The 15,058-nt window shown below is 70.6% G+C and carries 12 protein-coding genes; 5 read left to right on the forward strand and 7 right to left on the reverse strand.

Translation table 11 applies throughout. The features are described from left to right. Position 1: 1 nt before the first annotated feature. Together ACFYWM_RS14605 and ACFYWM_RS14610 are read right to left on the reverse strand one after the other, a co-directional pair. Positions 2-1,507: a S1 family peptidase gene (locus ACFYWM_RS14605; protein ID WP_389914028.1), complete on the reverse strand. Its 1,506-nt coding sequence runs from the start codon at positions 1,505-1,507 to the stop codon at positions 2-4. An 85-nt stretch (positions 1,508-1,592) separates the two neighbouring features. After that, positions 1,593-2,552: a LysR substrate-binding domain-containing protein gene (locus ACFYWM_RS14610; protein ID WP_389914030.1), complete on the reverse strand. Its 960-nt coding sequence runs from the start codon at positions 2,550-2,552 to the stop codon at positions 1,593-1,595. Between the two features lie 327 nt (positions 2,553-2,879). Between ACFYWM_RS14610 and ACFYWM_RS14615 the strand changes: the two genes are divergently transcribed. Further along, the gene (locus ACFYWM_RS14615) at positions 2,880-3,659 is read left to right on the forward strand and encodes a putative hydro-lyase (protein WP_389914032.1); all 780 of its coding nucleotides are present in this window, start codon (positions 2,880-2,882) and stop codon (positions 3,657-3,659) included. A 58-nt stretch (positions 3,660-3,717) separates the two neighbouring features. Here the strand turns inward: ACFYWM_RS14615 and ACFYWM_RS14620 are convergent, their stop codons facing one another. The 3 genes from ACFYWM_RS14620 to ACFYWM_RS14630 form a co-directional block, all read right to left on the reverse strand. Further along, positions 3,718-4,341 carry an AAA family ATPase gene (locus tag ACFYWM_RS14620; RefSeq protein ID WP_389914034.1) on the reverse strand — a complete coding sequence of 208 codons (624 nt, stop codon included), beginning with the start codon at positions 4,339-4,341 and terminating at the stop codon, positions 3,718-3,720. Between the two features lie 6 nt (positions 4,342-4,347). After that, complete coding sequence (locus tag ACFYWM_RS14625) at positions 4,348-5,169, reverse strand: patatin-like phospholipase family protein (RefSeq protein ID WP_389914036.1); 822 nt, start codon at positions 5,167-5,169, stop codon at positions 4,348-4,350. A gap of 62 nt (positions 5,170-5,231) precedes the next feature. Continuing rightward, complete coding sequence (locus ACFYWM_RS14630) at positions 5,232-5,630, reverse strand: PPOX class F420-dependent oxidoreductase (protein ID WP_389914038.1); 399 nt, start codon at positions 5,628-5,630, stop codon at positions 5,232-5,234. A gap of 82 nt (positions 5,631-5,712) precedes the next feature. Between ACFYWM_RS14630 and soxR the strand changes: the two genes are divergently transcribed. The 4 genes from soxR (at position 5,713) to ACFYWM_RS14650 (ending at position 10,970) form a co-directional block, all read left to right on the forward strand. Continuing rightward, entirely contained in the window at positions 5,713-6,186 is a 474-nt protein-coding gene (soxR, locus tag ACFYWM_RS14635) for a redox-sensitive transcriptional activator SoxR (RefSeq protein WP_389914039.1), read from the forward strand. A gap of 301 nt (positions 6,187-6,487) precedes the next feature. Beyond that, positions 6,488-9,487 (forward strand): cellulose binding domain-containing protein, encoded by a 3,000-nt coding sequence (locus ACFYWM_RS14640; RefSeq protein WP_389914041.1) that lies wholly within the window; start codon positions 6,488-6,490, stop codon positions 9,485-9,487. Between the two features lie 226 nt (positions 9,488-9,713). Continuing rightward, positions 9,714-10,352 carry a TIGR02611 family protein gene (locus tag ACFYWM_RS14645; RefSeq protein ID WP_389914042.1) on the forward strand — a complete coding sequence of 213 codons (639 nt, stop codon included), beginning with the start codon at positions 9,714-9,716 and terminating at the stop codon, positions 10,350-10,352. A gap of 243 nt (positions 10,353-10,595) precedes the next feature. Next, positions 10,596-10,970 (forward strand): hypothetical protein, encoded by a 375-nt coding sequence (locus ACFYWM_RS14650; protein WP_389914044.1) that lies wholly within the window; start codon positions 10,596-10,598, stop codon positions 10,968-10,970. Between the two features lie 101 nt (positions 10,971-11,071). Here ACFYWM_RS14650 and ACFYWM_RS14655 read toward each other — a convergent pair whose 3' ends face one another. Together ACFYWM_RS14655 and ACFYWM_RS14660 are read right to left on the reverse strand one after the other, a co-directional pair. Then, positions 11,072-11,779, reverse strand: a complete 708-nt coding sequence (locus ACFYWM_RS14655; protein ID WP_389914046.1) for a M48 family metallopeptidase — start codon at positions 11,777-11,779, stop codon at positions 11,072-11,074. 13 nt (positions 11,780-11,792) lie between these two features. Then, positions 11,793-15,056 (reverse strand): type I restriction endonuclease subunit R, encoded by a 3,264-nt coding sequence (locus ACFYWM_RS14660; RefSeq protein ID WP_389914048.1) that lies wholly within the window; start codon positions 15,054-15,056, stop codon positions 11,793-11,795. Positions 15,057-15,058 lie beyond the last annotated feature (2 nt).

The following is a 15,058-nucleotide window of genomic DNA, read 5'->3' on the forward strand; positions in this document are numbered from 1 at the left end:
CCTACGGCCTGGTCAGGCCGAGGGTGTAGGAGCCGGAGCCGCTGTAGGCGTGCACCCGTACGCGGTAGGTGCCCGCGGTCCCGGTGTAGGTGAAGGCCTCGTCCGGGTTGGGGGTGGTCCCGCTGGCCACGGTCGTCCAGGTGGAGCCGCTCAGCTTCTGCAGGTAGGCGTCGTAGTCGGTGCCGTTGGGGCCGTCCAGGCAGACGCGGTGGACGCCCGCGCCGGCGCTGTAGCCGGAGGTGCCGGGCTGGTAGGCGTTGGCGTTGGACGTCAGCGAGCCGGTGTAGGAGTTCTGGTAGCCGCTGCAGCCGGTGGGCGGCGGCGGGGTCCCGTTGGTCACCAGGGTGAGCCCGTACACCGAGAGGATCTCGTTGATCGGCTGGTGGTAGGTCGTGCCGCCGGAGGTGCAGTTGCCCGAGCCGCCGGAGGTGACGCCCTGGGCCTGGCTGCCGGAGATGTAGGAGCCGCCGGAGTCGCCGGGCTCGGCGCACACGGTGGTGCGGGTCAGGCCGGTGATGGTGCCCTCGGGGTAGGTGACGCTCGTGTTGTGCTGGCTGATGGTGCCGCAGCGGTACTGGGTGGTGGAGCCGGAGCGGCAGATGGAGCTGCCCACGACCTGCTGGGTGGAGCCGGTCACCGGCAGGATGCCCGCGCTGTAGCCGTTCACCACGCCGGTCGGGGTCCAGTTGGCGTTGACCGCGACCCACGCGTAGTCGTTGCCGGGGAAGGACGAGCCCTGGAAGGTGCCCTGGGCGACCCGGTTGTAGCCCTGGGTGGCGGTGCCGGGCGTGCCGCAGTGGCCGGCGGTGGCGAAGCCGCCCTGGGTGCCGCGGGTGACCGAGAAGCCGACCGAGCAGCGGCCGCCCATGTAGTAGGCGTCGCCGCCGCGGACGTCGTACAGGGGCCTGGGCCTCTCCTGCGAGGCCTCGACGCGGACCAGCGCCCCGTCCACGCCGCTGCCGTCCACGAACGCCCGCGCCTCGGCGACGTCACCGGCGAGCACGACGACGCTGTTGCTCGGCACGTCGACGTACCAGGACGGGATCGACTTCGGCGCGGATGACACGAGCCGGTCGAGCTGTTCCTTGGCCGCGTCGAGCGTGGCCAGGGAGTTCTTGAAGAGCTTGACCTCCGCGCCCGACCTCGCGAGCGAGGCGACCTTGGTGGAGTCGCTGGTGGCGATCACCAGGTCGGAGGTGGGGCCGGTCACCCACGATCCGGCGAAGGAGGCGCCGAGCTGCCCGCGGAGGGCGGGCTCGACCTTGGCGGCGGCGGCCTCGTTGATCAGCCGGGCCGTGGCCTGCTCGCCGGTGCCGCCGAGGTCTCGCCGGATGGCGTCGACCAGACCCGGCGACGGCTTGGCGGTGGCCTGCACCAGCGTGCGGGCCTCGGCGAGGGTGGGAGGGGCGGCGGGTTCGCCGGGTCCCTGCTGGGCGGCGGTGGCCGGGGCGGCCACCATCGCGACAGCGAGCGCGAAGCCCGCTGTCACGGCACTTCTGCGGAGCATGGGTTCTCTCCTCATGTGGGGGGTGCCGTCAAAGTAACGGCGTGCACATGAGACGCGCCTCTACCAGTTGTCTCCTATCGTCACGTTATGGAGAGGTGCCCAATCCGGGATTCCCGGTCAGCCACGCGGCGTACCGTCTGCTCCGCCCGATCGCGTCGGAATGCGCGGCCTTCGCGTGTTCGAGGATCGACGTCGCGACCGCGGCGCTGGCCGCCTCCGGGTGCCAGCCGAGCAGCTGCCGCCAGCGCAGCGGAGCCCCCGCGAGCGGTACCAGCTTCAGCCCCTCGGCGGGCTGGAAGGTCGCCTGGCACAGCGCGGCGGCGCGGCCGACCTTGGCCAGGTGCATGCAGGTGGCCACGTCGGTCTCGTAGATGGTCTTGGGGGTGAAGCCGGCGCGGGCGCAGGCCGTGGCGAAGCAGTCGCCGAAGCAGCTGTCGCCGGGGGTGACCGTCCACTGCTCGTCGGCCAGCTCCGCGAGTTCCACCTCCTCCCTGTCCACCAGCGGATGGTCCTCGTTGAGCAGTACGAAGACCGGGTCGGTCCCCACGGTCGACCACACCACCGGCCCCTCCACCGGCGGCGAGCTCTCCCCGCAGGCGCCGATGAACGCGAAGTCGATCCGGCCGAGCATCACCATGGCGGTGAGCTCCCTCGCGGACCAGGAGGTGTGGGTGCTCACCGGGGTGGACGGCCAGGCGGTGGCGAGGCGGTCCATCAGGCCGCCGAGTATCGGCCCGTTGGTGGCGCCCAGCCGGTAGCTGGGGATGTCGGCGTTCGCGTTCGCGAATCGAAGGGCTTCCTCCTGGAGTTCGCGGGCCGCGGGCAGCAGTACCATCGCGCGTGACAGGACCAGCTGCCCCAGGGGCGTGGGCCTGGCGCCGTTGTGGTCGCGTTCGAAAAGAGCTCCCCCGAGAACCCGCTCTATCCGTTTGAGCTGCGCCGTCAGTGCGGGTTGGGCCAATCCGAGGTGGGTGGCGGCCTTGGTGACGCTGCCGGCCTGCGCCACCGCGCGCACGATCTTGAGGTGTCGGAGCTCGAGATCCATACCGGGAACGTAAGGCCGAGACGTTATGCCCGCAATGCCAACATGTCATGAAATATGACTGAATTTTGTCGAATCGTTCCAAAAAGGCTTCATGTCCTTTAAATGTGACATTTATGGACATCCATTAACGCTTTCCCGGGTGTCTCGTCCGGAGGGCTCCTCCCCTACCAGGCTGAAGTCCGATAGTGGTGTCCGATATCCGAGATTCCTGCGATTCGGGTTTCACTGACATTTCGGGCGCTGTGGCCGCCGTTATCCGGCACCCGCATTCCCCGGCCCGGCCGGGGAGCGCTGGCCGGGGGACGGCGCCGAGGTTATGATCCGCCGATGGACGTAGCGGCGCTCACCCCCGAGCAGGCCCGGAAGCACTTCAGGGACGGGCTGCGGGCACCCACCGCGGGCTGGTGCCGGGGCTGGACCCAGGCCAACCTGCTCGCCGTGCCCCGCGAGCTCGCCTACGACCTGCTCCTGTTCGCCCAGCGCAACCCCGTCGCCTGCCCCGTCCTGGACGTCGGTGACCCCGGCGCGGTGAGCAGCGGCCTGTTCGGCGGCGACCTGCGCACCGACCTGCCCGCCTACCGCGTCTACGAGGACGGCAGGGCCGTGGCCGACGTCGGCGACGTCCGCGACGTCTGGCGGGACGACCTGGTCGCCTTCCTGCTGGGCTGCAGCTTCACCTTCGAGGACGCGCTGCTGAGGGCCGGGGTCCCGGTGCGGCACATCGAGGCGGGGACGAACGTGCCTATGTATCTCACCTCGATCCCCTGCCGCCCCGCCGGATCGCTGAGCGGCCCTCTGGTCGTCTCGATGCGCCCGGTCCCGGCCTCCCTGGTCCCGGCCGCCGTACGGGTGAGCGCGAGGTATCCGGCCGTGCACGGTGCGCCGATCCACGTCGGCGACCCCGGCGAGATCGGGATCGCCGACCTGGGCGTGCCCGAGTTCGGCGACCCCGTCGAGGTGCGGGCGGGGGAGATCCCGGTCTTCTGGGCCTGCGGGGTCACGCCGCAGGCGGCCGTCATGGCGAGCGGGGTGTCCTTCGCCATCGGCCACCTCCCCGGTCACATGGCGATCACCGACGCCAGGGACGACCGCTTCCAGGTTCCCTGACCCCCGCCCCGCCGCGGCGCCACCCCTGACGCCACACGCAAGGGACCGGACACGGAGGCTAGGGACGGGCGGTGCCCCAGGAGGTGACGAGCCTTTCCAGCTGTGACGCGAGCGCGGGGGCGCCGGGCCGGTTGTCGACCTCGTCGTACGGCACGGCGGGCGGTTCGTCGACCCTGATGGCCCGCAGGTAGTCCTCGAAGCGGCCGAGCTTGCCCGCGTCCCTGGCGAGACCCCTCGCCTCCAGCCGGGAACGCAGCGTCGGGCCGTCCGAGCGGATCCAGAGGAGACGGATGGGCGGCCCGCCCAGCCGCCCGGCCCAGCGTTCCCACACCGCCGCGTCGTGCACCTGGGTGGTGAAGGGGCCCTCCAGCATCACCGGGCAGCCGTGCGAACGGATCTGCCGGGCGACCTCGGTCAGCCCCTCGTACTCGTGGCACTTGATGTTCTCGTCGTACCAGCGCCCCTCGCGCTCCCCGGAGTCACGGCCGTGGGCGCGGAGGGTGGCCGCGACGAAGCCGCCGTAGACGGTGTCCTTGTCGAGCAGCGCGGGGACCGGGTCGAGCAGCGCGAGCAGCGCCGCCGCGACGGTCGACTTCCCCCCGCCCGGCGGCCCGCTCACCACCCACAGCGGCGCCGTCCCACCCGTACCGCCACCTTCGCCGGGGGATCGCCGCCCGCCCACGTGGTCTCAGTCCTTCCAGGCCCTGGAGACGCTCTCCTCGACGGCGGGCGCCTGGGCGAGACCGGCGAGGAAGGCGGGACGCCACAGGGCCGGGTCGAGGACGTTGGCGCCGAACACGGCGATCGACGCCTCGTCGGGGACGACGTGGGCGATCGCGGCGTCACCCAGTTCGGCGAGCTCGGCGTCGAGGCGCGACCTCGGCGAGGTGCGCGCCAGCGGTTCCAGCAGGACCACGGCGGAACTGCCCGCCGCCAGGTCGGCGTTCGTCGGGGAGCGCACCCCGCCGTCCATGTAGCGACGCCCGTCGATCTCCACCGGCGGGAACACGCACGGGACCGCGCAACTGGAGGCGACCGCCGACACCAGCGGCGCCCCCGAGCCGCGCTCCCAGACCACGAACTCGCCGGTCCCCGCGTCGACGGCGGTGATCAGCAGGCGGCGCTCCGGCCACTCCTTGACGGGCAGCCGGTTGCCGATCGTCTCGATCCTGGCGCCGGTGTCCTTCACCGCCAGGGCCATCTCGCCGACCCGGCGCCGGGCCTCCCGGGGTTCCAGCGACGGGTCGTAGAGCAGGCTGAAGGCGGCTATGACCGCCTCCATGTCGACGGCGGAGACGGTCGCGACCTCCGTGTCGGCCTGGACGCCGACCGAGCTCTCCAGATCGGCCTCGGTGGCGACGAGCGTCCCGACCACCGACCCGGCGGAGGTGCCGATGACCAGGTCCGCCTCTCCCAGCTCTATGCCCGCCCGGCGCAGGCCGGTGATGATCCCGGCCTCCCAGGCGATGCCCGCCACTCCTCCGCCACCCAGCACCAGTGCTCTCGTCATGCGCCATTCTTACCCGATCGGCCTTCCCCGTAGGGAAAAAGCCGCTGGTGCCCGGTACGGGATCAGATGTCGCGGCCCTTCATGCCCTCCTGGGCGGGGTCGACGCCCCAGGAGATGATCCGCCGGGGATGGATGCGGATGATCTCCCGGCTGAAGTACGGGGAGGGCGGCTCGTGATCCTCGACGGCCTCGGCCTCGCCGCGGATCTCCACGCCCCTGACCCGCCAGGGATCGGTGGAGGCGACGTCGTCCACCACGAAGGCCACCTGCGGGTTCGTCCGGACGTTGTGAAACTTCCTGGTGGTGCCCATCGCGCGGCCGTAGATGTCGACGACGCCGGTCTCGGTGTCGACGCGGAACCCGGTCGGGCTGTTCTGCAGGGAACCGCCGGGGCCCGTCGTGGCCAGGCGGCCCAGGCGCTGTCCTTCGAGATAGGCGAGCTCCGCCTCCGTGAATGTCATGGTCCCCCTCTTTCCTCCTTTGTGGATGTCATGCCCTCACCCTGCAACCTCAATATTGATTGAGGTCAAGTTAGACTGGCGCATGCCCAACAATCCGGAGATGACCGTCGGCCAGCTGTCCTCGCGCAGCGGGGTCGCGGTCTCCGCCCTCCACTTCTACGAGGCCAAGGGCCTGATCCGCAGCCGCCGCACCGCGGGCAACCAGCGGCGTTTCCCCCGTGACACGCTCCGCAGGATCGCCTTCATCAGGGTCTCCCAGCGGGTCGGGATCCCCCTCAAGACGATCCAGGAGGCGCTGTCCGCCCTCCCCGACGAGCGCACCCCCACCAGGGACGACTGGGCGCGGCTCTCGACGATGTGGCAGTACGAGCTCGACGACCGCATCAAGCAGCTCGAACGTCTCCGGCACGGCCTGACCGACTGCATCGCCTGCGGCTGCCTCTCGCTGGACCGCTGCGCGCTGGCCAACCCCGACGACGTGGCCGCCGCGAGGGGGCCGGGCTCGCGGCTGATGCTCCCGCCCCGGGAGAGCTGCGCTCCCTGCGAGGCGAAGTAGGCCGGAACGAAGGCGAAGTAGGCCGGGTCCGGTTCCGTGCTCCCGGTACTCCCGGCGGGGCCCGTGTTCCGGCCGGCGGTGCGCAGGGCGGCACTCCCGGGGCGTCGACGCCACCACCGGGGGCTCCAACGCGACCCGCCCCCGGTTTGTTAGTTGTCTATTCAAACTATTGACGACCCGGGGTCCGGCATGTGACCCTCTGGGCGTTCATGCACGCGCATCGTGGGCGGTCGGAGGTCAGGGTCCCGTCACCTGATCGTGCATGGCGGTTTGTCTGCTGCATTGCGAAGGGAAGCCGTACATGCGAAGAAGGCTGTTCAGCATGCTCGCCGCCGTGGCGGTGGCGTGCGCGTCGGTCGGCGCGGCCGTCGGGGGCGGGAGCGCCCAGGCGTCCGCGTCCGGTGCCGGGACCGGCGCGGGGACCATGGCGACCGGGGCCGGAACCGAGGGCGGAGCCGGTTCGGCGTCCGCCGCCGAGACGTACGACTGGAAGAACGTCAGGATCGACGGCGGCGGGTTCGTGCCGGGGATCGTCTTCAACCAGACCGAGAGAAACCTGATCTACGCCCGCACCGACATCGGCGGCGCGTACCGATGGGAGCAGTCGAGCAAGAGCTGGACCCCGCTGCTCGACTGGGTGGGCTGGGACAAGTGGGGATACAACGGCGTGGTCAGCCTGGCCACCGACCCGGTGGAGACCGGCCGCGTCTACGTCGCCGCCGGGATGTACACCAACAGCTGGGACCCCAACAACGGGGCCATCCTGCGCTCCGCGGACAAGGGCGCGACCTGGCAGGCCACGGCGTTGCCCTTCAAGCTCGGCGGCAACATGCCGGGCCGGGGGATGGGCGAGCGGCTGGCCGTCGACCCGAACAGGAACAGCGTCGTCTACTTCGGCGCGCCCGAGGGCAACGGCCTGTGGCGCAGCACCGACAAGGGCGTGACCTGGGCCAAGGTCGCGAGCTTCCCCAACCCGGGGAACTACGCCGACAACCCCTCCGACCCCAACGGCTACACCAGCCACCGTCCGGGCGTGGTCTGGGTGACCTTCGACCCGACCTCGGCGACCGCGGGCAACACGACGCAGAAGATCTACGTCGGCGTCGCCGACAAGGAGAACACCGTCTACAGCTCCTCGAACGGCGGGACCACCTGGACCAGGGTCGCCGGGCAGCCCACCGGCTACATCGCGCACAAGGGCGTGCTCGACCACGTCAACCACACGCTCTACATCGCCACCAGCGACACCGCGGGCCCGTACGACGGCGCCAAGGGCGACGTGTGGAAGCTCGACACCACCACCGGCGCCTGGACCCAGATCAGCCCGGTCCCCTCCAGCTCGGCCGACGACTACTTCGGCTACAGCGGCCTCACGATCGACCGGCAGAACCCCGGCACGATCATGGTCGCCACCCAGATCTCCTGGTGGCCGGACGTGATCTTCTTCAGGTCCACCGACTCCGGCGCGACCTGGACCCGCATCTGGGACTTCACCTCCTACCCGAACCGCAGCTTCCGCTACACGATGGACATCTCCTCCTCGCCGTGGCTGACCTTCGGGGCCAACCCGCAACCGCCCGAGACGACGCCCAAGCTCGGCTGGATGACGGAGTCGCTGGAGATCGACCCCTTCGACGGCAACCGCATGATGTACGGCACCGGCGCCACCCTCTACGGCACCGAGGACCTCAAGAAGTGGGACACCGGCGGCCAGCTCACCATCAAGCCCATGGTCAAGGGGCTGGAGGAGACCGCCGTCCTCGACCTGATCAGCCCGCCGTCCGGCGCGCCGCTGGTCAGCGCGCTGGGCGACATCGGCGGCTTCCGGCACACCAACCTCGACGCCGTACCGCCCATGATGTTCACCTCGCCGGTCTTCACCTCGACGACCAGCCTCGACTACGCCGAGACCAACCCCTCCGTCATGGTTCGCGCGGGCAACTTCACCGACGCCGACCGGCCGAACGACAGTCACGCCGCGTTCTCCACCGACGGCGGCGCCAACTGGTTCCAGGGCGGCGAGCCGGGCGGGATCAACGAGGGCGGCACGATCGCCGCGGCGGCCGACGGCTCCCGGTTCGTCTGGGCGCCCAAGGGTGTGGGCGTGCACTACACGGTCGGCTACGGCAACTCCTGGACCGCCTCCACCGGGCTCCCGACTGGCGCCGTGGTCGAGTCCGACCGGGTGAACCCCAGCAGGTTCTACGGTTTCAGCGGCGGGAGGTTCTACGCCAACACCAACGGCGGCGTCTCCTTCACGGCCACCGCCGCGACCGGGCTGCCCGCCGAGGGCAACGTCAAGTTCAAGGCCGTACCCGGCCGCGAGGGCGACATCTGGCTCGCCGGGCCGCCCAGTACCACCGGCGCGGCGTCGGGCCTGTGGCGCTCCACCAACGGCGGCGCGTCTTTCACCAAGCTGTCCGGCGTCACCAGCGCCGTCAACATCGGCTTCGGCAAGTCCGCCTCCGCCGGGGGCTACCAGGCGCTGTACACCCTGGCCACGATCGGCGGCGTGACCGGCGTCTTCCGCTCCGACAACACGGGAGCGAGCTGGGTCAGGATCAACGACGACAGACACCAGTACGGTAACGCGGGCGAGGCCCTCACCGGCGACCCGCGCGTCTACGGCCGCGTCTACCTCGGAACCAACGGCCGCGGAATCCTGTACGCCGACAACGGCGGGACCGTCCCGCCCCCCGACACCGTGCCGCCGACCACGCCGGGCACCCCGGCCGCCTCGTCGATCACCTCCTCGGGGGCGACGCTGACCTGGACCGCCTCGACGGACGCCGTCGGGGTGAGCGGCTACGACGTCTACCGCGAGGCGGGGGCGACGGACGTCAAGGTCGGCTCGCCCACCTCGGCGTCGTTCGCGCTGACCGGGCTCACCCCCGACACCTCGTACACCTTCTACGTGATCGCCCGCGACGGCGCCGGGAACAGCTCCGCCGCCTCCGGCCCGGTGACCTTCAGGACCCTCACCGGACCCGTCGGCGGCGGCTGCACCGCGGCCTACCGGGTGTCCAACTCCTGGCCGGGCGGCTTCCAGGGCGAGGTGACGGTACGCAACGCCGGAACCTCGGCGATCACCGGCTGGACGGTCAGGTGGTCGTTCCCGAACGGCCAGACGATCACCCAGCTCTGGAGCGGCACCCACACCCAGAGCGGTGCCGACGTCACCGTGCGGAACGCGGGCTGGAACGGCAACCTGGCCGCCGGAGCCTCCACGACGTTCGGCTTCGGCGCCTCCTGGACCGGCACCAACGGCGTCCCGTCCACCGTCACCTGCACCACTCCCTGACCGTTCTCCGACAGCTCGGGGTGTCCCGCGAGAACCGTGGGACCCCTGGACCCGCACGGTCCCGCCCCGCCCCGAACGGGCGGGGCGGGACCGTCCTGGCGATCTCGTGGCCTCTCCACCCCGAGGACCCCCCGCCCTCCCTCTTGAGGATGAACTGAGAGCTTCAGCGGGGCCGGTCCGCTCAGCAGAGCCTATTGTGGAAGAAACCGACTGTCCTGGAGAGAACATGACGATCTCAGATGGGGTGCACGAGCCCCACGGCCCGGCCGGGCGGCTGTCTGAGACCGGCACCGCCGACGCGCGGGACGAGGACGGCATCGGAGGCGAGACCGGTGCCCGAGGTGAGACCGGTGCCCGAGGTGAGACCGGTGCCCGCGCTGAGGCCGGCGTCCAGGGTGACGGTCATATCAAGACCGGCCACATAGGGGCCGGCCACATCGAGACGGGCGACGCCGACGCGCTGAAGGGCGCGGCGGCCGAGCGGTCCGGCATCCACGGCTGGCTCGACGGGGTCAGGTCCACCCGCGCGGGCCACCTCACGCTGAAGATCGCCATCGGTGCCGTCGGAGCCGTGCTGGTCATCGGCGGCCTGATCATGGTGCCCTTCCCCGGCCCCGGCTGGCTGGTCGTCTTCGCGGGACTCGCGGTGCTGGCCACCGAGTTCCACTGGGCCCACCGGGTGCTGGAGTTCGGCAAGCGGAACCTGTCGGCCTGGACGGCCTGGCTGGGCCGCCGGGGCTGGACGATCAAGATCCTGGTCGTCCTCGCCGCCGCGGCGACCGCCACCGTCATCGTCTACTACGGCCTCAAGCTCAGCTTCGACCTCGACCTGGTCGTCGAGGCCCAGAAGCTCCTCACCCGATAGCCCGGCCCTGACCCGGGATGATCCCCCCGGCGACGGCGATGACGGCACTCCGGCCGCGATGCCGCCGGATGCCGCCGATGTCGCCGATGGTGTCGCGTGTCCGGGCAAGGGTGCCGCGTCCCCGGAGCTTTACCCAGGTCCGCCCACCTCGTTATCTTCCCGAGATGTGACTCTCCGTAGTGTCTCCACGTCCGGCCCGCACGGACGGGTCGGTAGAGAGACGAATAAGGAGAGTGACGTTCCATGCGCGCCCTGTCCTCGCTGCTGGCCCTGGCGGCGGCCGGAGCCCTCGCCCTGACCGGCACCCCCGCCAACGCCGACGACGTCAACCTGGCCGCGCGGGTCCAGCCCGGCGAGGAGGTGTTCCTCACGCCCGAACTCGTCCCCGCGGCCCAGTACAACGGAAACGTGCTGGTCCAGCTCGACACCAACAGCGTGCCCGTCAAGGTCAAGATCGCCAACTGTCGCGGCAGGAACATCGGGACGGTGCCGATCGCCGCCAACGACCACGCCGCGTACGTCGCCGCCAGCGCCTCCCCGCCCACCCCGTGCATCCGCTACCGGGTGAAGAACATGGGCAACCAGACCGCGGCCATCACGGGCACCGGTTACTACTAGACCGGCCCGCCGGGGTGCGCGGGACGGGAACGGCTGACCGAGGGCGTTCCCGTCCCGCGCACCCCGAGCTTTCCGGCATCGTCCCCGCCCAGGACCGATACTCAAGGCAGCCAGAGGCCGGGGCCGAGGCGCCTCAGTCTCTCCCGGTTCTCCCGGTGGCCGGGTAGCGCCCGCTCGACGATTCGCCAGAACTCGGGGGAGTGGTCCGGTCGCCTGAGGTGGGCCAGCTCGTGCACCAGCACGTAGTCGATCAGGTCTGGGGGGAGTTGCATGGCGGCCCAGTGGATGTTGACATGCCCGCTGAGGGAGCAGGAGCCCCAGCGGTAGCCGAGAGGAAGCACCCGGAGCCCGGCGACCGTCACCCCCAGCACCTCCGCCCACGGTGCCACGCGCTTGAGCAGCCAGGGCTCACCCACCTGGCGATACCAGCGGACGATGTGCCCGGCCGGATCATCCAGGCAGTCACGCCGGAGCTCAAGCCTGCCCCGAAGCAGCCGTACGGCCACCGGTGCGTCGTCGACGAGCAGAAGCCGGTGACTGCGTCCCAGGTAGAGAAATCCCTCACCGCTCAGATACGCGTGAGGTGGACGCGCCGGGCCGAGCGTGGCGTGTTCGGCAAGTTTGGCGTAGAGCCAGCGCCGACGTGATCTTACGATCCGGGCGAGCTCCTCCGGCCCGACAAGGGGCGGAACCGTCGCGGTCACCGAGGCGTCGCGTTCCACGGTGAGCCGTACGCTCTCGCGCCGGGGGCTGATCTCGACGGTGACGTCGAGATCGTCGACGCGGAGCGTCCCTGGGAATTGACTCACGTCGACAAGCCTGTCATGGCCGGCCGATGCGGTCGCGGTTGGCACGGACGACCTCGAAGATCCTTGAAGCGAGTTCGGCGGCGTCGTCGGGCGGGCAGATGTCCGTGACCACCAGCACGACCGCGATCCGCTTGGTGAGGGCGGCCTGGTCGACCGTCTTGCGCCAGAAGTCGCGATGACTCGTCTCCTCGGCCGCCAGACGGCGCAGGTCACGGGCGACACCCGCCACCCGCTCGCCGAGCTCCGGATCGACGAGGCCGTCGTTCGCCCTCTCGGCGAGCAGCACGCCGTACAGCGCGCTCTCCACCGGGCTGAGGTCGTGCGGGCGGGGGGTCCGGTCGTCGCGCAGCCCGGAGACCATCTCACCCAGCGCCAGCACCTGCTGCTCCCAGTTCTCCCGGTGCTCCGCGAGGATCGCCTCCAGCCGCTCGCTGAGCCGCTGGTAGCGGGCGGGGTCCTCGTCGAAGTGGACGGTGACGTGGTGGCGGACGGCGTGTTCCATCTCCGAGGCCTTGGCCCGAGGTCCGGCCAGGGCATCGACCTTCTCGCCGAAGTCGGGGGCGGTCAGGGAGACGGGTGGAAGCATCTGTTCGACACCGAGAGACTCCAGATGCCGGTCGATCAGCTCGCGGACCTTGGCGCCGTACAGACTCGGGTCGAACTCGTCGTCGATCCGGTAGCGGCGCCGGGCGCGCACCTTGATCTCGGCGAACAGCCGGGCGTCCTCGATGTACGGCTTGGCCTCCGGGGCGGGCATCACGCTGTTGAGTGTCTTCAAGAACCGGCCGAGCTCCACCTCGAACCGGTCGCGCAGCCGTGGATCCCGCAGCGCCGCCACACACTCCTCGATCACCGCGTCCCCGCCGCCGGGGCGCACGCCGCGTTCGGTGAACAGCAGTCGCAGCCGCCGGGCCTGCGGACTGAGCTTGGCGATCTCGTCGCGGATGTCCTTCAGCACGGCCTCGACGTCGACCTTGTCGTACGCGTCTAGGGCGTCCTTCAGGTGGGCGCCGACGCCGTGGTAGTCGACCACGTATCCGCAGCCCTTGCCCGGTGCCGTCCGGTTGACCCGGGCGACCGCCTGCAGCAGTCCGGCGTTCCTGAGCGACCGGTCCAGATACATGACCTGCTCGACGGGGGCGTCGAAGCCGGTCAGCAGCATCGCGTTCACGATGATGAACGCCACCGGCGGCAGTTCCCCGCCGAAGGGCGCGGTGAAGGCCGCGATCGCCGCCTTGTGTCCAGCAGGGTCGGTCCAGGGGCTGAGCTCGGCCTCGTTCTCCGCCGTCCCGGGGGAGATGACGGGAACGAACTCCATCTCCCTGATCAGCTTCAGGTGCTCGCGGGCCCGGAGCAGGAACGCGGTCCGCCGGTCGCGGACGCTCTCCGGATCGGCGTCCGCGAGGTGGGGCGGCAGCCCCTCGATCTGGGCGACCAGCTCCTGTCGAGCCGTCTCCAGAGCCTCGCGGTAGCGCACGGTCGCGGTCCGGTCATGGGCCACCAGCTGGGCCTTGAACCTGTCGGGCAGCACCGTGCCGACATAGTGCCGCAGCATGCTCCGCGCCTTGTCGGCGACCAGCCGGTCGGCACCCATGACGTCGGCCCCGGTGGCGTGGCGCCGCTGCACCTCCTCGCGCTGCTCGTCGGTGAGGTCGAACATGTCCTCGAAGACCTCGTCGAGGTCACGCCCGTCGCGGACGGCGCCCTTGACCGTGTGCCCCTCGTAGAAGATCGGCACGATCACGCCGTCCTCCTCGGCGTCCCGCAGGAGATAGTGGTCGATGAACCGGACGAAGGTGTTCATGGTGCTCTGGCGGGCCTTGGTCCCCTTCACGATCGGCGTGCCGGTGAAGCCGATCCGCGCGCAGTTGGGCAGCGCGCTCATGAGGTTGGTGTGCAGCGCCGACCCGTGCGAGCGGTGCGCCTCGTCGACCAGGACCACGATCGACTCGTCGGAGTTGAGCAGGCCGAGCGAAGGAGGTCTTCTCTCGGTGAGCACGCCCCGCTCGCGGGCCGCCCTGCGCGCCTGCAGGTCGTGCTGCTTCTGGATCATCACGAAGACGATCCCCGGTCCTCGCGCGCCCAGCAGCCGCTTGGCCGCCTTGACGGTCTTCGCGGCCTTGATCTCCTCGCCGGTCAGCTCCATCGTCCGGGCGAGCTGGGTCTGGAGCTGCTCCCGGTCGGTGATTACGACGACCTTGGTGTCCTCAAGACCGGGCGTGGAGCGCAGCTTGCGGACCAGGAAAGTCATGGTCAGGCTCTTGCCGGACCCTTGGGTATGCCAGATGATGCCGCCGCGCTCGTCGCGCTCGCCGTTCTGCGCCTTGGTCTGCCCGGTCAGCAGGCCCGTGACGGTCTTGCCCACCGCGCGGAACTGCTGGTAGCGCGGTGCGACCTTGACCGTCTTTCCCGCCTCGTCCGTCTTGAAGGTGACGTAGTTGCGTACGACGTCGAGCAGCCGGTGCGGGTGGAGCAGGGCGGCGGCGAGGATCTCCTGCGGCCGGACCGGCCTCCCACCCAGGTCGGTTTTCAGGGCTTCTCGCGTCACCGGGTAGGGGTCGCGCCAGGGCACGTAGTGCTCGGGTTCGGCGGTGAAGGTGCCGAGCCTGGCGTCCTCGCCGGAGGCCGCCACCGTGAGCTGCACGGTGTGGAACAGGCCGGGGTGTCCCTTGCCCGCGCTGCCGGGGCCGCGTTCGGCGTAGCGCCTGAGCTGGCCCACCGCCGTGAGCGTGGCGTCGCCGCCGGGTTTCTTGCACTCGACGACCACGAGCGGGATGCCGTTCACGAACAGGACGAGGTCGGGGACGATCCACCGCCTCGCCTGGGTTCCAGGAACGTCGAGCCGGAATTGTGAGACCACGGTGAAGTCGTTGCGCTCAGGCGCGGCCCAGTCGACGTAGCGCACCGGCCGCTCACGCTCGCTCCTCCACTCCGGCAGGCCGTCTGACGTCGTCCCCCCGGCCAGTAGCCCGGTCGCCCGCATGTTGGCCTCCAGCAGGCTCGGGGCCGCGATCCGGGTCAGCTCCCCGGCGGCGGCGGACACCCTCCGGCCGTCGAGCCAAGGTTCGCCGTCGGGACCGGGGTTGAGCTCGCGGAGCGCCCGGCGGAGCCGGTCGAGGAGGAAGATCTCCGCGAAGGACGACCTGTCGCTCACCGTGGGGTCGCGGGCGACGGCCAGGCCCGCCGCGCCGTCCAGATGTGTCCAGCCCATGGAGACCAGCTGCTCGACGAGAGGACCCTCCGACTGCGTGAACTCCGGCCCCGCCACCTGGCCCACAC

Source organism: Streptosporangium sp. NPDC002721 (assembly GCF_042888905.1).
Taxonomy (GTDB): Bacteria; Actinomycetota; Actinomycetes; order Streptosporangiales; family Streptosporangiaceae; genus Streptosporangium.

Coding starts and splice junctions, on each gene's coding strand:
- ACFYWM_RS14630 (WP_389914038.1), bottom strand. CDS start 5,630: ATGACATTCACGGAGGCGGAGCTCGCCTATCTCGAAGGACAGCGCCTG.
- ACFYWM_RS14605 (WP_389914028.1), bottom strand. CDS start 1,507: ATGCTCCGCAGAAGTGCCGTGACAGCGGGCTTCGCGCTCGCTGTCGCG.
- ACFYWM_RS14610 (WP_389914030.1), bottom strand. CDS start 2,552: ATGGATCTCGAGCTCCGACACCTCAAGATCGTGCGCGCGGTGGCGCAG.
- ACFYWM_RS14615 (WP_389914032.1), top strand. CDS start 2,880: ATGGACGTAGCGGCGCTCACCCCCGAGCAGGCCCGGAAGCACTTCAGG.
- ACFYWM_RS14650 (WP_389914044.1), top strand. CDS start 10,596: ATGCGCGCCCTGTCCTCGCTGCTGGCCCTGGCGGCGGCCGGAGCCCTC.
- ACFYWM_RS14640 (WP_389914041.1), top strand. CDS start 6,488: ATGCGAAGAAGGCTGTTCAGCATGCTCGCCGCCGTGGCGGTGGCGTGC.
- ACFYWM_RS14625 (WP_389914036.1), bottom strand. CDS start 5,169: ATGACGAGAGCACTGGTGCTGGGTGGCGGAGGAGTGGCGGGCATCGCC.
- soxR (WP_389914039.1), top strand. CDS start 5,713: ATGCCCAACAATCCGGAGATGACCGTCGGCCAGCTGTCCTCGCGCAGC.
- ACFYWM_RS14645 (WP_389914042.1), top strand. CDS start 9,714: ATGACGATCTCAGATGGGGTGCACGAGCCCCACGGCCCGGCCGGGCGG.